This is a genomic window from Gilliamella apicola (genome assembly GCF_003202915.1).
Lineage (GTDB): Bacteria > Pseudomonadota > Gammaproteobacteria > Enterobacterales > Orbaceae > Gilliamella > Gilliamella apicola_Q.
This window is the reverse complement of sequence record NZ_QGLP01000005.1, coordinates 684,894-697,729: the sequence shown is the minus strand read 5'-3', so window position 1 is coordinate 697,729 and position 12,836 is coordinate 684,894. Positions and strand designations below refer to the sequence as shown.

Here is a 12,836-nt window from a genome sequence, read left to right as displayed (position 1 = left end):
AAACAAAAATTTAAACGTTAAATGTGGCTTTTATCTGTTGATAAAACGCATAATCGGTACGTTCATAATTTAACGGGGTGATAGCAATATATCCATCATTTGCAGCATCGAGTTCTTTTTCGACATCAATCACACCTTGGTTGCGTTTGGCTCTAAACCAAAAATAGTCATGACCTTCCGGATCTTGAGTTTCAGCAATTACAAATTGGCTAACATCCGGACTGCCTTGTTTGGTGATTTTAACGCCTTTTATTTGCTCAGCTTGGCAACTAGGGAAGTTGATATTAAAACAGATATTATCTGGGGTCGATAGCGCATAAAGTTGTCTAATTATGGATTCAGCAAGATGAGTTGAACAGTGCCAATCGGTTGGTATGTTATCTTCACTACTAACTTGACTTAAAGCCATTGCCGGTACGCCTAGCGTCATCGCCATCATTGCTGCCCCTACCGTACCCGATAATACTGTTTCAAATCCTAAATTGGAACCATTATTAATTCCTGATAGCACCAAATCAGGTAATTGGTTGGCCATGACAGATTTTATAGCAAATAGCGAACAGTCGGCAGGTGTGCCATAGACCGCATATTCCGTTTGGCTACGCTTTTGTACCCGAAATGGCGATTTTAGACTCACCGAACAAGAAACACCGCTCTGATCGACCACCGGCGCAACCACCCAAACTTCGTTAGCGATATTTTCCGCGATACTCTTCAAAATTCGGATCCCGGTGGCATCAATGCCATCATCATTGACTAATAGAACTCGGTTTACTAATTTTTTTGACATATTGGTTCCTTTACTTAAATTTCCTTATTGAATAAATGTATTGCACTGATTTATCGACCCACTATCAAAGCCACGTTTAAACCATGTATAACGTTGTTTTGAGGTGCCATGAGTAAAACTATCAGGAACAACATAACCATTATTTTGTTGTTGTAGACGATCATCGCCAATCGCTTGCACGGTATTGAGGGCTTGTTCGATATCGCCCACTTCTAAAATATGCTGTTTTTGCATAGCATTGCCCCATAAACCGGCATAACAATCGGCTTGCAATTCAAGTTTAATCGATAGCTGATTTGTTTGATTTTGCCCTAATTGCTGGATTTTATCAAAAGTGCCAAGTAAATTTTGTACGTGATGTCCAACTTCGTGGGCAATCACATAGCCTTGGGCAAAGTCACCGCCACCACCAAGGCGTCTTTTCATCTCTTGGTAAAATGATAAATCAAGGTAAACGGTTTTATCTAAATTACAATAAAATGGACCCATCATAGCTTGACCAGTACCACATAGCGTTCGGGTTGCACCGCTATACAGCACCAGTTTAGGAGGAATATACGTTTTGCCTAATTGTTGGAATTGTTCTTGCCAAAAATCTTCGGTGCTAGCTAAAATCACTGAAGTAAATTTAGCAGCTTCACTGTCGTTAAGCGGAGCGTCATCAACTCGGCTCGTTGATGTGTTATCGCCTAAATTAATCACACTGCTGTCTAGTAAGCCCGTCAAGTCAACGCCGTAGTAACCGGCTACTAACACGATAAGAAATAAAATAATTTTACCTTTACCACCAATAGGGATACGTGTCCCAATATCACTTGCTGATTGTGAGCGGCGATCTTCAATGTTATCACTCTCTCTTTGGTCTCTCCATCGCATAGGGAATACCTCATCAGTTTAGGTAATCTAATTCTAAAGGATAATAGATAAGGTTACTAGTAATAGTCGCCATCAACATGGTGAAAATGAAGATAATAGCATGGTGTGATAAATGAGTTATTTTTGCTAAATTTAGGTATATAATTCTTTCCTATCTGACATCAATCATTAAGCAAAATTGGTGTGTTTAGATTTTTACCTCGAATTTCTCTAATCTTATCGTTTATCTTTGGCATGGCAGCCGGTTGAAATTAATTATTTGGATTTAAATCTTGATATTAATAAATTTAAAAGGCGGTAATTCATGGCAAAATCGAATCATAAACCTTTAGACATTAATGACATTCCCATTATTAATGACAACCAATTAAAAAAAGCCACTTGGGCATCGGCTTTCAGTAATGCTATTGAGTGGTATGACTTTGGTGTATATAGCTTTTTGGCGTATATTATCGGTCAGGTGTTTTTTCCTCATGTATCGCCTAGTGTGCAGATTATTGCAGCGTTATCGACTTTTTCTATTCCTTTTTTTATTCGTCCATTAGGAGGGATAATTTTTGGTTTAATTGGTGATAATATAGGTCGGCAAAAAGTACTTTCTATCACGTTAGTAATCATGTCATTAAGTACATTTTATATTGGACTGATACCAACTTATGAAACAATTGGCATTACCTCACCGGTTTTACTGTTAGTAGTTAAATTAGCACAAGGGTTTTCAATTGGTGGTGAATACTCAGGTTCCGCAACGGTGGTGGCCGAATATTCACCCGATCGTAAACGCGGTTTTATTGGTGGTTGGCTTGATTTTGGTTCAATGGTCGGGTTTATTATTGGAGCAGGGTTAGTGGTGTTCTTATCCATGCTACTTAGTCAATCGGCGCTATATAGTTGGGGGTGGCGTATCCCATTTTTAATTGCTTTACCCTTAGGTATAATTAGTTTTATCTTACATCATATCTCTGAAGAGACACCAACTTTCCAACAACACCTCGAAACTAGAGAATCAGAAGAAATAGCTGAAACCAAATCAGCGCTAAAAAATATTATCAGCAAATATTGGCGACATATTTTGGTTTGCGCAGGATTAGTTATTGTGACAAACGTATCGTTCTACTTGTTATTAACTTATATGCCAAGCTATTTAGCGCATAATTTAAATTATGATACTGAGCATGGTTTACTCATAATTATAGCGATAATGGTCGGAATGTTAATTATTCAACCCATAATTGGGCTATTAAGTGACAAAGTAGGACGTAAACCATTTATATTAATTGGTAGTATCGGTCTATTGCTATTATCTTATCCGGCGTTTATGTTAATTAACAGTCAGCATATTCCCTTAGTTTTTTTAGGGGTATTTATCTTAGCACTCTTTATTAACTGTTTTACCGGGATTATTACCTCAATATTACCCGCTATGTTTCCTACCAATATCCGCTATAGCGCCATTGCTAGCATTTTCAATCTTGCGATTATTGTTGCTGGTATAACGCCAACTTTAGTAGCATGGCTTGTTGAATCAACCGGTAACTTATATATGCCAGCCTATTATTTGATGTTGGTGGGATTTATTGGTGTTGTTACCGGTTTTACTATGCACGAAACTGCTAAAAAACCGTTACATGGTACTAGGCCAACTGCCGCCAATCGCAACGAAGCTGAATCACTCCTATCTGAACATTTTGATTCAATTGAAGATGAAGTGGAAGATATCGATGAGCAGATCGAAGAACTACAAGCTAAACGACAGGAACTTGTCGATCAACATCCCAAGTTGGATTAGGTTTTTACTTTGATAAACATCACTATTGTTGGTGATAATAAAAATAGTTTAGATAAATAATACAATGATTATTTATCGAAAAATTAGTTACTTAAAAAATTAATTCGTCTTTTTATTCAAATTTATTAGGAATATAGAGAAAATGATTTGCTGTGTTAAATATACGTTTTTATAGTAAATATAATCATAGTTATTTTTTCTAATTTCAAAAAAATAACCGCCCCCAAATTTAATAAGCAAATATAGTTTGTGTACTAAGTTAACTAGAAAGAGTATTGTTTTTGATGAAAGCATGAAATAATAATTTATAAACAAATTAATCCCTAGAAATATTAACAAAAAAGATTAACCAATATGGAAAATCAAGCGATTAAAACTGAAGCGGTTGGAGTTATAAGCGGAGGAAATGCAATCTATTTAGATGATTTCAAGCAGATATTTGATTCAGAATATAATTGTATTTTTAAAGGTGAATTCAATTCCACATTGACTGAAATAACTTCGGGAAAAGATTTTATTCCATATACATTTTCTTTTTTGGATGTCATATATTATCAGTGTTGTGAATTAGATCTTTATGTAAATGAAAATAAGATGGATTCATCTTTTGATTTTGTTGACAATTCTTGTTTAATTCAAGAATTAACAAACCGATGTACAACTTATAAGATAGAAACAGATCATAAACATTATGTATTACAAACATATGATTATATTTTTGATATTGTTGCCAAAGATTATAAACTCGAGATTGAAGCTGAATAATCGATAATTAGCAAAATAACCAAATAAATTATAATGGGTATTGAAGTTTGATAAAAGATTTTAATTTTATTCATGATAATCAAATGGATAAATGGCTAATAATATTGTGCAAATTTTACATTTATTAATAATTCATTAAATAAAACATTTTTCGATGTTTGGTATAATAGCGGAATTGAGTAAAATATAGTTTTTATCCGTGAATTTAATAATAGATTTTATATTATATCTCAGTCTTATTTATAAAGAACAATTAACAATGCAATGGCAGCGGAATGTTAAAGTTAAAAGGTTTTTTTTTATTACTCACTCTTTTTTTGTTAAGTATCGCCGATGCTTATGCCGCCATCAGTGCTAGAACCTCGACAATACCTACAAGAATTTATTTTCTCAGGGGACCTAGTGATCGAATTTTTAACGCAGTAATTTGTGAATTTTTAATCATATTGTTTGTTATTATGATTGGTATTGTTGAAGTTATTGAAAAGCGAATAAAAAATAAAAAAGAGATAAAACCAAAGAAGCCGAAAAAAATATTCAAAACCGATGTACCATTAATAAAATCCGTCCAAGAATTTAAAAAACTCAAGAAAAATAGTTATAAACGCAGTTTATTTGATTTTTTTGGGAAATATTTATATCGACTAAAAGAATTTTTTAGAAAAAAAAGTTGAGGAACGAGATTTTCAAAAAAATTAATTCTATGCATATACGACTGTGTTTTCGTCAAAACCTGAATCCTTATTTTTAACATTTTCAACCTACTAACAATTATCTTTTATTTTGATTCTTTTTAGCTTTTTGTGTCAGTTTTGATGTTTTGCGCTGTAAAGTGTGATGCGTTCTTTTCAATAGATTGCATTGATTATAATATAAACAAAATTGAGTGAATTTTGGTGTAATCGTAACCCAAATAAGGAAACATAAAATGGTTGTAAATAATACATCAGATCTTGTTGCGAAGTTAAAAAATATCGTTGGTGATAAATATACCTTAACTGATCCAAGTCGTACTTTACCTTATCGTCAAGGAGCGCGTTTTGGGGTAGGGGATGCATTAGCCGTTGTGATTCCCGGCACGCTGTTAGAACAGTGGCAAGTTTTAAAAGCTTGTGTTGAGGCAGATGTGATTGTGATTACACAATCGGCTAATACAGGATTAACTGGTGGCTCAACACCTGATGGTAATGATTATGATCGGCCGATAGTGATTGTTAGTACTCGTCGATTAGATGGTATTCAAGTGATTGAAAATGGTGATCAGGTGGTCTGTTTGCCGGGGAGTACACTATTCCATTTGGAAAAAGAGTTAAAAAAATATCATCGTGGCCCACATTCTGTGATTGGTTCTTCTTGTATTGGCGCTTCGGTTTTAGGCGGAGTTTGTAATAATTCCGGTGGTGCATTAATTCAGCGTGGTCCTGCTTATACACAAATGGCTGTGTTTGCCCAATTGGATGAGCAAGGTGAGCTACATTTGGTTAACCATTTAGGAATTGAATTAGGTGATACCCCAGAAGCGATTTTAGAGAACCTACAAAAACGCATTTATACTGATAAAGATGTTAATCCTAACGCTGGTTTGGGACATGATTATCACTATTGTGACCATGTGCGACAAATCGATGCCGATACGCCAGCGCGATATAATGCCGATCCAGCTCGTCATTATGAGGCATCGGGAAGTGCTGGTCGGTTGATGGTGTTTGCGGTACGGTTAGATACCTTTCCATTAGAGGAAAACACCGCAGTATTTTATATTGGAACCAATGATACAAGTGAGCTTGATGATATTCGTCGTCATATTTTAGGTAATTTTAGCAATCTACCAATCTCAGGCGAGTATATTCATCGTGATGCGTTTGATATTGCAGCGGTGTATGGTAAACATCTTTTTTTGGCGATTCAAAAACTGGGTACTGATACCATACCAAAGATGTACGCATTAAAGAATTTTGTCGATCGAATAATGAGTAAAATTCCTTTCTTTACAGGAAGTTTTTCCGATAAATTTGCTGTGACGGTATGTAAACTGTGGCCAAACCATTTGCCAAAATCGCTACGGGATTATCGTGATCGTTATGCTCATCATTTAATTTTAAAAATGTCTGATGACGGCATAGCCGAAGCTGAAGCGTTTTTAAAAGAGTATTTTGCTAATAGTTCAACAGATAAGCGTAACGGTAGCTATTTCCGTTGTAATGATAAAGAAGCTGAAGCTGCAATGTTACACCGTTTTGCCGTAGCTGGTGCTGCGACTGTTTATCGTAATGTTCATACTAAAACTGTCGAGGATTTAGTAGCGCTGGATATTGCTTTGCGTCGTAATGATAAGCAGTGGTTTGAAACGTTACCAGAAAATATTAGTCAGCATTTTATTCATAAGTTGTATTATGGTCACTTTTTCTGTTCGGTGTTCCATCAAGACTATTTGGCTAAAAAAGGTACTGACTGCACGAAAGTTGAAGAAGAAATGCTGATGATACTCGATCAGCGTGGTGCTCAATACCCCGCTGAACATAATGTTGGTCACTTGTATCATGCCAATTCCGATTTGAAAAATTTCTATCATCAGTTAGATCCAACCAATAGTTTTAATCCTGGTATCGGTAAAACCTCTAAGAAGAAATTTTGGAAATAAGTTAGACGCTAAATTCAATATCCAAACCGCCATTATTAAATTAATGGCGTTTTTTTATTTTATTTAAAGTAATTTTTTTAATTGATAGATGGCTTCTAACGCCTGTTTTGGTGTTAGTGCATCAGGATCGATCTGCTGTAGGGCGAGTTCGACTTCTGATGGTTCATTATCGCTGATTAAGTTGAGCTGTGAGCTTTCAACATGACTGTTAGCTGATTGTTTGGAGATGACTTCTAGCTCTTTTAGCTTTTGTTTGGCGCGTTTTAAGATCGTTTTCGGTACACCGGCCAGCCCTGCAACAGCAATACCAAAACTTTTGCTGGCGGCACCTTCGGAGACTTCATGAATGAAGGCGACACTGTTGCCGTGTTCAATGGCGTCAAAATGGATATTATAGACACCTTGCATCTGTTCAGGCAATTGCGTTAACTCAAAATAGTGGGTAGCAAATAGAGTCATCGCTTTGATTTGGTTAGCTAAATTTTCAGCACATGCCCATGCTAATGAAAGTCCATCATAGGTTGAGGTGCCACGGCCAATTTCATCCATTAATACTAAACTATTTGGCGTAGCGTTATGCATAATGTTAGCGGTTTCAGTCATTTCAACCATAAATGTAGAACGGCCTGAAGCTAAGTCATCAGATGCCCCAATTCGAGTGAAGATACGATCAACAGGACCAATTGTCGCTTTAGAGGCCGGAACAAAACTACCTATGTAAGCCAATAAGATGATTAACGCCGCTTGACGCATGTAAGTACTTTTCCCGCCCATATTTGGGCCGGTGATAATCAACATTCGTCTATCTGATGAGAGAGACAGCGAGTTGGCGATAAATGGTTTTTGTAATACTTGTTCGATCACAACATGTCGACCATCTTTGATTTCAATACCTGTTTGATTAGTTAATGTTGGACAATGATAGTTGAGCGTGAAAGCTCGTTCAGCAAGATTAGTTAGAACATCAAGTTCGGCAATCGCATCGGCACTGGTTTGCATATCAGCTAATTCAGGCATAAGTAGATCAAACAGTTGTTCATAAAGCTGCTTTTCAAGCGCTAATGCACGACCTTTTGAAGTTAAAACTTTGTCTTCATACTCTTTAAGTTCAGGAATGATATAACGTTCGACATTTTTCAGTGTTTGTCTACGCGTGTAGTGTATTGGTGCGAGGTGGCTTTGACCTCGGCTAATTTGGATGTAGTAACCATGTACTGCATTAAAGCCTACTTTTAGAGTATCAATTCCTAAGGTTTCGCGCTCGCGAATTTCGAGCTGTTCTAAATAATTGGTTGCACCATCTGCTAAATCACGCAGTTCGTCCAGCTCTTGATTATAACCGCTAGCAATGACACCTCCATCTCGAATGATAACCGGTGGGGCTTCGACAATTGCCCGATTTAAGAGATCGGCAATTTGATCAAATTGGTTGATTTTGGCGCGTAGTGCGATGAGTGATGGTGCGTTAAATAGCGTTAACTGTTGTTGGAGTTGTGGTAATAGGTTATAGGCATCACGTAACCGAGCAAAATCGCGTGGCCGAGCACTTCGTAGCGCTAATCTTGCTAAAATTCTTTCAAGATCACCAATTTGCTTTAATAGCGGTTGTAGTTCGGTGACATCATTTTGTAATTCTTTAATTGCTTGTTGACGATTTTCTAAAATGGCCAAATTACGAATTGGCGAGTGTAGCCAACGTTTAAGCATTCGACTGCCCATTGCCGTTTGGGTTTTATCTAAAATGTCGGCAACGGTATGTTCAGTACCACCTGATAGGTTTTCGGTAATCTCTAAGTTTCTACGAGTGGACGCATCTAATACCACAAAATCAACTGAAGATTCTTTAATTATTGAACGAATGTGTGGCATGGCTGTGCGTTGGGTATCTTTGACATATTGCAATAAGCAGCCAGCTGCACATAAGGCATAATGACAATCTTCCACCCCATATCCGACTAAGTCATTGGTGCCAAATTGTAAATTAAGTTGCTGTTTGGCCGTTTCCAGATCAAAATCCCAAATTGGACGTCGTCTTAATCCGTGGCGATTTTCGATTAAACACATTGATTGAAAATCTTCAGGATAGAGTAACTCAACTGGGTTGGTTCGTTGTAATTCAGCTTGCATTGCTTCCGAATTATCACATTCAAATACAAAAAAACGTCCTGAACTCATGTCTAAAGTAGCATAGCCAAAGTGCTGTTTTTGTTGCCATAAGCAGGCAAGTAAGTTGTCTTTACGATCTTCTAATAATAATTCATCACTTACCGTGCCGGGAGTGATAATACGGACAATTTTACGTTCTACTGGCCCCTTGCTAGTTGCGGGATCACCTATTTGTTCACAAATTGCCACTGATTCACCAAGTGAAATAAGTTTGGCTAAATAACTTTCTACTGCATGATAAGGTACCCCAGCCATCGGGATCGGCTGACCATTTGATGAACCACGTTTAGTAAGCGAAATATCTAAAAGTTGTGAAGCACGCTTGGCATCTTCATAAAACATCTCATAAAAATCACCCATACGATAAAACAATAAAATATCTGGGTTTTCAGCTTTTAACTTGAGATACTGTCGCATCATTGGTGTGTGGTCAGTCAAATCTTGGTTTTCTGTCATAGCGTTGTTTCTTTAGTTTAAAAAATATTTAGATTTTAATCGTTAAATTTCATATGTAAGTGGTTATCTGTATTTATAACCGTTTACAACTGTTTTAAATACCAACAGTTAAAGTTTGTATAGAATAATAATATATATTCTTTTTTGGATCGATTCGTTCTTAGCTACTTTATTGACAAGGTATTGAGCTAATAGCCCATTATTATACCCAATTATTTTTACTTAATGCAGAAGTTATTTTTTTCTTGCAGCGTTAAATTATTTTATAATTTAATATATTGATTATAATTATTATTTTATTTGGTTTATTTGTTTACCTAAAACTATTTCATTAATTCGTGCCTAATTACGTGTAATGATCTTGAATAAACCCCCAAAATTTGGTAGTTTACTGCAAGTTATTTTTATCATATACAACAAAAAAGAAGGTAATTGTTATGACAATCAAAGTAGGTATTAATGGTTTTGGCCGTATTGGTCGTATTGTTTTCCGTGCTGCACAAAAACGTTCTGACATTGAAATCGTTGCGATCAATGATTTATTAGACGTTGATTATATGGCTTATATGCTTAAATATGATTCAACTCATGGCCGTTTTGACGGTACTGTTGAAGTTAAAGACGGTAAATTAATCGTTAATGGTAAAACAATCCGCGTTACTGCTGAAAGAGATCCTGCAAACTTAAAATGGAATGAAGTAGGTGTTGATGTTGTAGCTGAAGCAACTGGTTTATTCTTAACTGATGAAACTGCTCGTAAGCATATCCAAGCTGGTGCTAAAAAAGTTGTATTAACTGGTCCATCTAAAGATAGTACTCCTATGTTTGTTATGGGTGTTAATGATAAAGACTATGCTGGTCAAGATATCGTTTCTAACGCATCTTGTACTACTAACTGTTTAGCGCCTTTAGCTAAAGTAGTTAATGATAACTTCGGTATCGTTGAAGCGTTAATGACTACTGTTCACGCAACTACAGCAACTCAAAAAACTGTTGATGGTCCATCTCACAAAGATTGGCGTGGTGGTCGTGGTGCAGCTCAAAACATCATCCCTTCATCAACTGGTGCGGCTAAAGCGGTAGGTAAAGTTATTCCTGAATTAAATGGTAAATTAACTGGTATGGCTTTCCGTGTTCCAACTCCAGACGTTTCTGTTGTTGACTTAACAGCTCGTTTAGCAAAACCAGCTAAATATGAAGACATTTGTAAAGCAATCAAAGCTGCTGCAGAAGGCCCAATGAAAGGCGTTCTTGGTTATACTGAAGATGACGTTGTGTCTACAGATTTCTTAGGTGAAGTTTGTACTTCTGTATTTGATGCTAAAGCAGGTATCCAATTAAGCGATAACTTTGTTAAATTAGTATCTTGGTACGATAACGAAGTTGGTTATTCAAATAAAGTATTAGACTTAATCGCAGTTGTTTCTAAAAAATAAGAATCAATTGTAATAAAAAAAGCGACCTTGTTGTCGCTTTTTTTATTTCTGCTTGAATCTTTATTTTTAAGCATAAAAAAACGCCTATTTCGAGAAATAGGCGTTTTGCTTATATTATTTAATTAAATTTAATTAGATAACAACAACTTCAGCCGCTGCTGGTCCACGAGGGCTATCTTGGATAGCAAATTCGACTTGTTGTCCTTCAGCTAAGGTTTTAAATCCGTCGCCTGAGATAGCAGAGAAGTGAACAAATACATCTTTGCTTCCATCGGCAGGGGTAATAAAACCGAAACCTTTACTTTCGTTGAACCATTTTACTTGGCCTGTTTTTTTATTCATTTACTAGACATCCTAACAATAATTAATAATTTGCCTTATCGGCTGTTTAGGCTTTACTAAGCATTATTACATCAACTCAATAACTAATTTAACTTGTTAAACACTAAATTAAAAAGTTAATCGTTTCCATAAAAACGCTTCATGTTGTTAGCCCATTACTATTACCTCATAATTTAAAATCGAAAGCAAGAGCTTCATTACAATTTTTTCATCTTATGATAAAGTTTTTTTTATGATTTTTTGGTAATTGATCGTTTTTTGATCTATAGCAAATTGCTTATATTATAACTACTTGAAGATATTTCGAAAGTCAAAATAAGTGGAAAAACACGAGCCATAAAATTATTTTTTTATGACTCGATAAAACGATTACTTTTTTGTTAAGAAATGTTATTTTTGTTTTGCACGTTCAAAAGATTCGATAATTTCTTTGCGTGCGGCTTCAGCATTATCCCATCCTTCAACTTTTACCCATTTGCCTTTTTCAAGTGCTTTATACTGTTCAAAGAAATGTTTGATCTGAGATTTTAATAATTCAGGTAAGTCATCAACATCTTTAATGTGATCATATTCTTTTGACAGTTTAGTATGTGGAACCGCGACTAATTTTGCATCAGAACCTGCTTCGTCCGTCATTTTTAATACGCCAACTGGACGACAACGAATAACTGAGCCCGGTTGTAATGGGTAAGGTGTTGGAACTAATACGTCAACAGGATCACCATCGAGTGATAAAGTGTGATTAATGTAACCATAGTTACATGGATAAAACATCGCAGTTGCCATGAAACGATCGACAAATACTGCACCAGTATCTTTATCTACTTCATATTTAATTGGATCAGCATTTGCTGGGATTTCGATCACAACATAGATGTCGTCTGGTAATTCTTTACCTGCTGGTACGTTTAATAGTCCCATTTTTGTATCCTCTATCTTTTATTTGTTAATAGTGTTTAATGATAAATATAATGCAAACATTATAAAAATTTACTCTGTTTCGCTCAAATCTTTTAAATATTGAAAAATTTGTCTAGCAGTTTTTGGCGGTTTGTTTGCAGTGAGTTCTTTTTTTGCTAAACGCGCTAATGTACGCAATTGCTGTCTATCTGCGGAAGGAAATAGCTCCATGATTGATTCTGCATCACCAGTATCGATAAGTTCATCGCGTAATCTTTCTAATCGATGAAATTGAGCGACTTGCTGATTATGGCGATTTTTAAGTTTATCTAAAGCTAATGTAATCGGTTCGATATCACGACTTCTAAGTAATTTGCCAATGTATTGGATCTGTCTTCGATAACCCTCTTTTTTTATTTTTTGCGCTAATTCAACCGCATAAAGTAAATCTTCATCAAGGGGAATTTTGGCAATTTCATTTTTACTTAAGTTGACAAGTTCGACGCCTAACTTTTTAAGTACTTCAGCATCTCGTTTGATTTCACTTTTACTAACGTAAATAATGTCTTCATCATCAGGTTTTATATTGAAGTCAGGTTCTAAATTTGGCTCTTGATTGCTATTCATGCTATTTCTTTTGTTAACTAAAATTGAATTCTGGCATATTATAACGTA

11 protein-coding genes are annotated in these 12,836 nt (G+C 35.7%); 5 read left to right on the top strand and 6 right to left on the bottom strand.

Features of this window, described 5'->3' with window-relative positions; genetic code table 11:
- Positions 1–10 precede the first annotated feature (10 nt).
- Complete coding sequence (gene surE, locus DKK79_RS09415) at positions 11–790, bottom strand: 5'/3'-nucleotidase SurE (protein WP_110423844.1); 780 nt, start codon at positions 788–790, stop codon at positions 11–13.
- A 24-nt stretch (positions 791–814) separates the two neighbouring features.
- The gene (gene ypfJ, locus DKK79_RS09410; protein ID WP_110423843.1) at positions 815–1,666 is read right to left on the bottom strand and encodes a KPN_02809 family neutral zinc metallopeptidase; all 852 of its coding nucleotides are present in this window, start codon (positions 1,664–1,666) and stop codon (positions 815–817) included.
- A gap of 304 nt (positions 1,667–1,970) precedes the next feature.
- Here ypfJ and proP point away from each other — a divergent pair, with 304 nt between their 5' ends.
- The 4 genes from proP (at position 1,971) to dld (ending at position 6,861) form a co-directional block, all read left to right on the top strand.
- A complete protein-coding gene (gene proP / locus DKK79_RS09405; protein ID WP_110423842.1) occupies positions 1,971–3,455 on the top strand; it encodes a glycine betaine/L-proline transporter ProP in 1,485 nt (494 codons plus the stop codon).
- A 354-nt stretch (positions 3,456–3,809) separates the two neighbouring features.
- A complete protein-coding gene (locus DKK79_RS09400; RefSeq protein WP_110423841.1) occupies positions 3,810–4,220 on the top strand; it encodes a hypothetical protein in 411 nt (136 codons plus the stop codon).
- Between the two features lie 275 nt (positions 4,221–4,495).
- Positions 4,496–4,894: a hypothetical protein gene (locus DKK79_RS09395; RefSeq protein WP_110423840.1), complete on the top strand. Its 399-nt coding sequence runs from the start codon at positions 4,496–4,498 to the stop codon at positions 4,892–4,894.
- 254 nt (positions 4,895–5,148) lie between these two features.
- Positions 5,149–6,861, top strand: a complete 1,713-nt coding sequence (gene dld, locus DKK79_RS09390; RefSeq protein ID WP_110423839.1) for a D-lactate dehydrogenase — start codon at positions 5,149–5,151, stop codon at positions 6,859–6,861.
- Positions 6,862–6,924: 63 nt separating this feature from the next.
- On the opposite strand, the gene mutS is transcribed toward dld, so the two are convergent.
- Positions 6,925–9,483, bottom strand: a complete 2,559-nt coding sequence (gene mutS, locus DKK79_RS09385) for a DNA mismatch repair protein MutS (protein ID WP_110423838.1) — start codon at positions 9,481–9,483, stop codon at positions 6,925–6,927.
- 437 nt (positions 9,484–9,920) lie between these two features.
- Here mutS and gapA point away from each other — a divergent pair, with 437 nt between their 5' ends.
- Entirely contained in the window at positions 9,921–10,919 is a 999-nt protein-coding gene (gene gapA, locus DKK79_RS09380) for a glyceraldehyde-3-phosphate dehydrogenase (protein ID WP_110423837.1), read from the top strand.
- 132 nt (positions 10,920–11,051) lie between these two features.
- Here the strand turns inward: gapA and cspE are convergent, their stop codons facing one another.
- The 3 genes from cspE to yjgA all read right to left on the bottom strand — a co-directional run bounded on the left by cspE (position 11,052) and on the right by yjgA (position 12,788).
- On the bottom strand, positions 11,052–11,261 hold the full coding sequence (gene cspE / locus DKK79_RS09375; RefSeq protein WP_025315032.1) for a transcription antiterminator/RNA stability regulator CspE: 210 nt from the start codon (positions 11,259–11,261) through the stop codon (positions 11,052–11,054).
- A gap of 390 nt (positions 11,262–11,651) precedes the next feature.
- Positions 11,652–12,182 carry an inorganic diphosphatase gene (gene ppa / locus DKK79_RS09370; protein ID WP_110423836.1) on the bottom strand — a complete coding sequence of 177 codons (531 nt, stop codon included), beginning with the start codon at positions 12,180–12,182 and terminating at the stop codon, positions 11,652–11,654.
- 69 nt (positions 12,183–12,251) lie between these two features.
- Positions 12,252–12,788, bottom strand: coding sequence for a ribosome biogenesis factor YjgA (yjgA, locus tag DKK79_RS09365; RefSeq protein WP_110423835.1), 537 nt, complete (start codon positions 12,786–12,788; stop codon positions 12,252–12,254).
- Positions 12,789–12,836 lie beyond the last annotated feature (48 nt).

Bases quoted from the DNA above. Each gene is read 5' to 3' on its own strand.
- yjgA (WP_110423835.1), bottom strand. From the start codon at position 12,788: ATGAATAGCAATCAAGAGCCAAATTTAGAACCTGACTTCAATATAAAA.
- gapA (WP_110423837.1), top strand. From the start codon at position 9,921: ATGACAATCAAAGTAGGTATTAATGGTTTTGGCCGTATTGGTCGTATT.
- DKK79_RS09395 (WP_110423840.1), top strand. From the start codon at position 4,496: ATGTTAAAGTTAAAAGGTTTTTTTTTATTACTCACTCTTTTTTTGTTA.
- ypfJ (WP_110423843.1), bottom strand. From the start codon at position 1,666: ATGCGATGGAGAGACCAAAGAGAGAGTGATAACATTGAAGATCGCCGC.
- dld (WP_110423839.1), top strand. From the start codon at position 5,149: ATGGTTGTAAATAATACATCAGATCTTGTTGCGAAGTTAAAAAATATC.
- proP (WP_110423842.1), top strand. From the start codon at position 1,971: ATGGCAAAATCGAATCATAAACCTTTAGACATTAATGACATTCCCATT.
- cspE (WP_025315032.1), bottom strand. From the start codon at position 11,261: ATGAATAAAAAAACAGGCCAAGTAAAATGGTTCAACGAAAGTAAAGGT.
- mutS (WP_110423838.1), bottom strand. From the start codon at position 9,483: ATGACAGAAAACCAAGATTTGACTGACCACACACCAATGATGCGACAG.
- ppa (WP_110423836.1), bottom strand. From the start codon at position 12,182: ATGGGACTATTAAACGTACCAGCAGGTAAAGAATTACCAGACGACATC.
- DKK79_RS09400 (WP_110423841.1), top strand. From the start codon at position 3,810: ATGGAAAATCAAGCGATTAAAACTGAAGCGGTTGGAGTTATAAGCGGA.
- surE (WP_110423844.1), bottom strand. From the start codon at position 790: ATGTCAAAAAAATTAGTAAACCGAGTTCTATTAGTCAATGATGATGGC.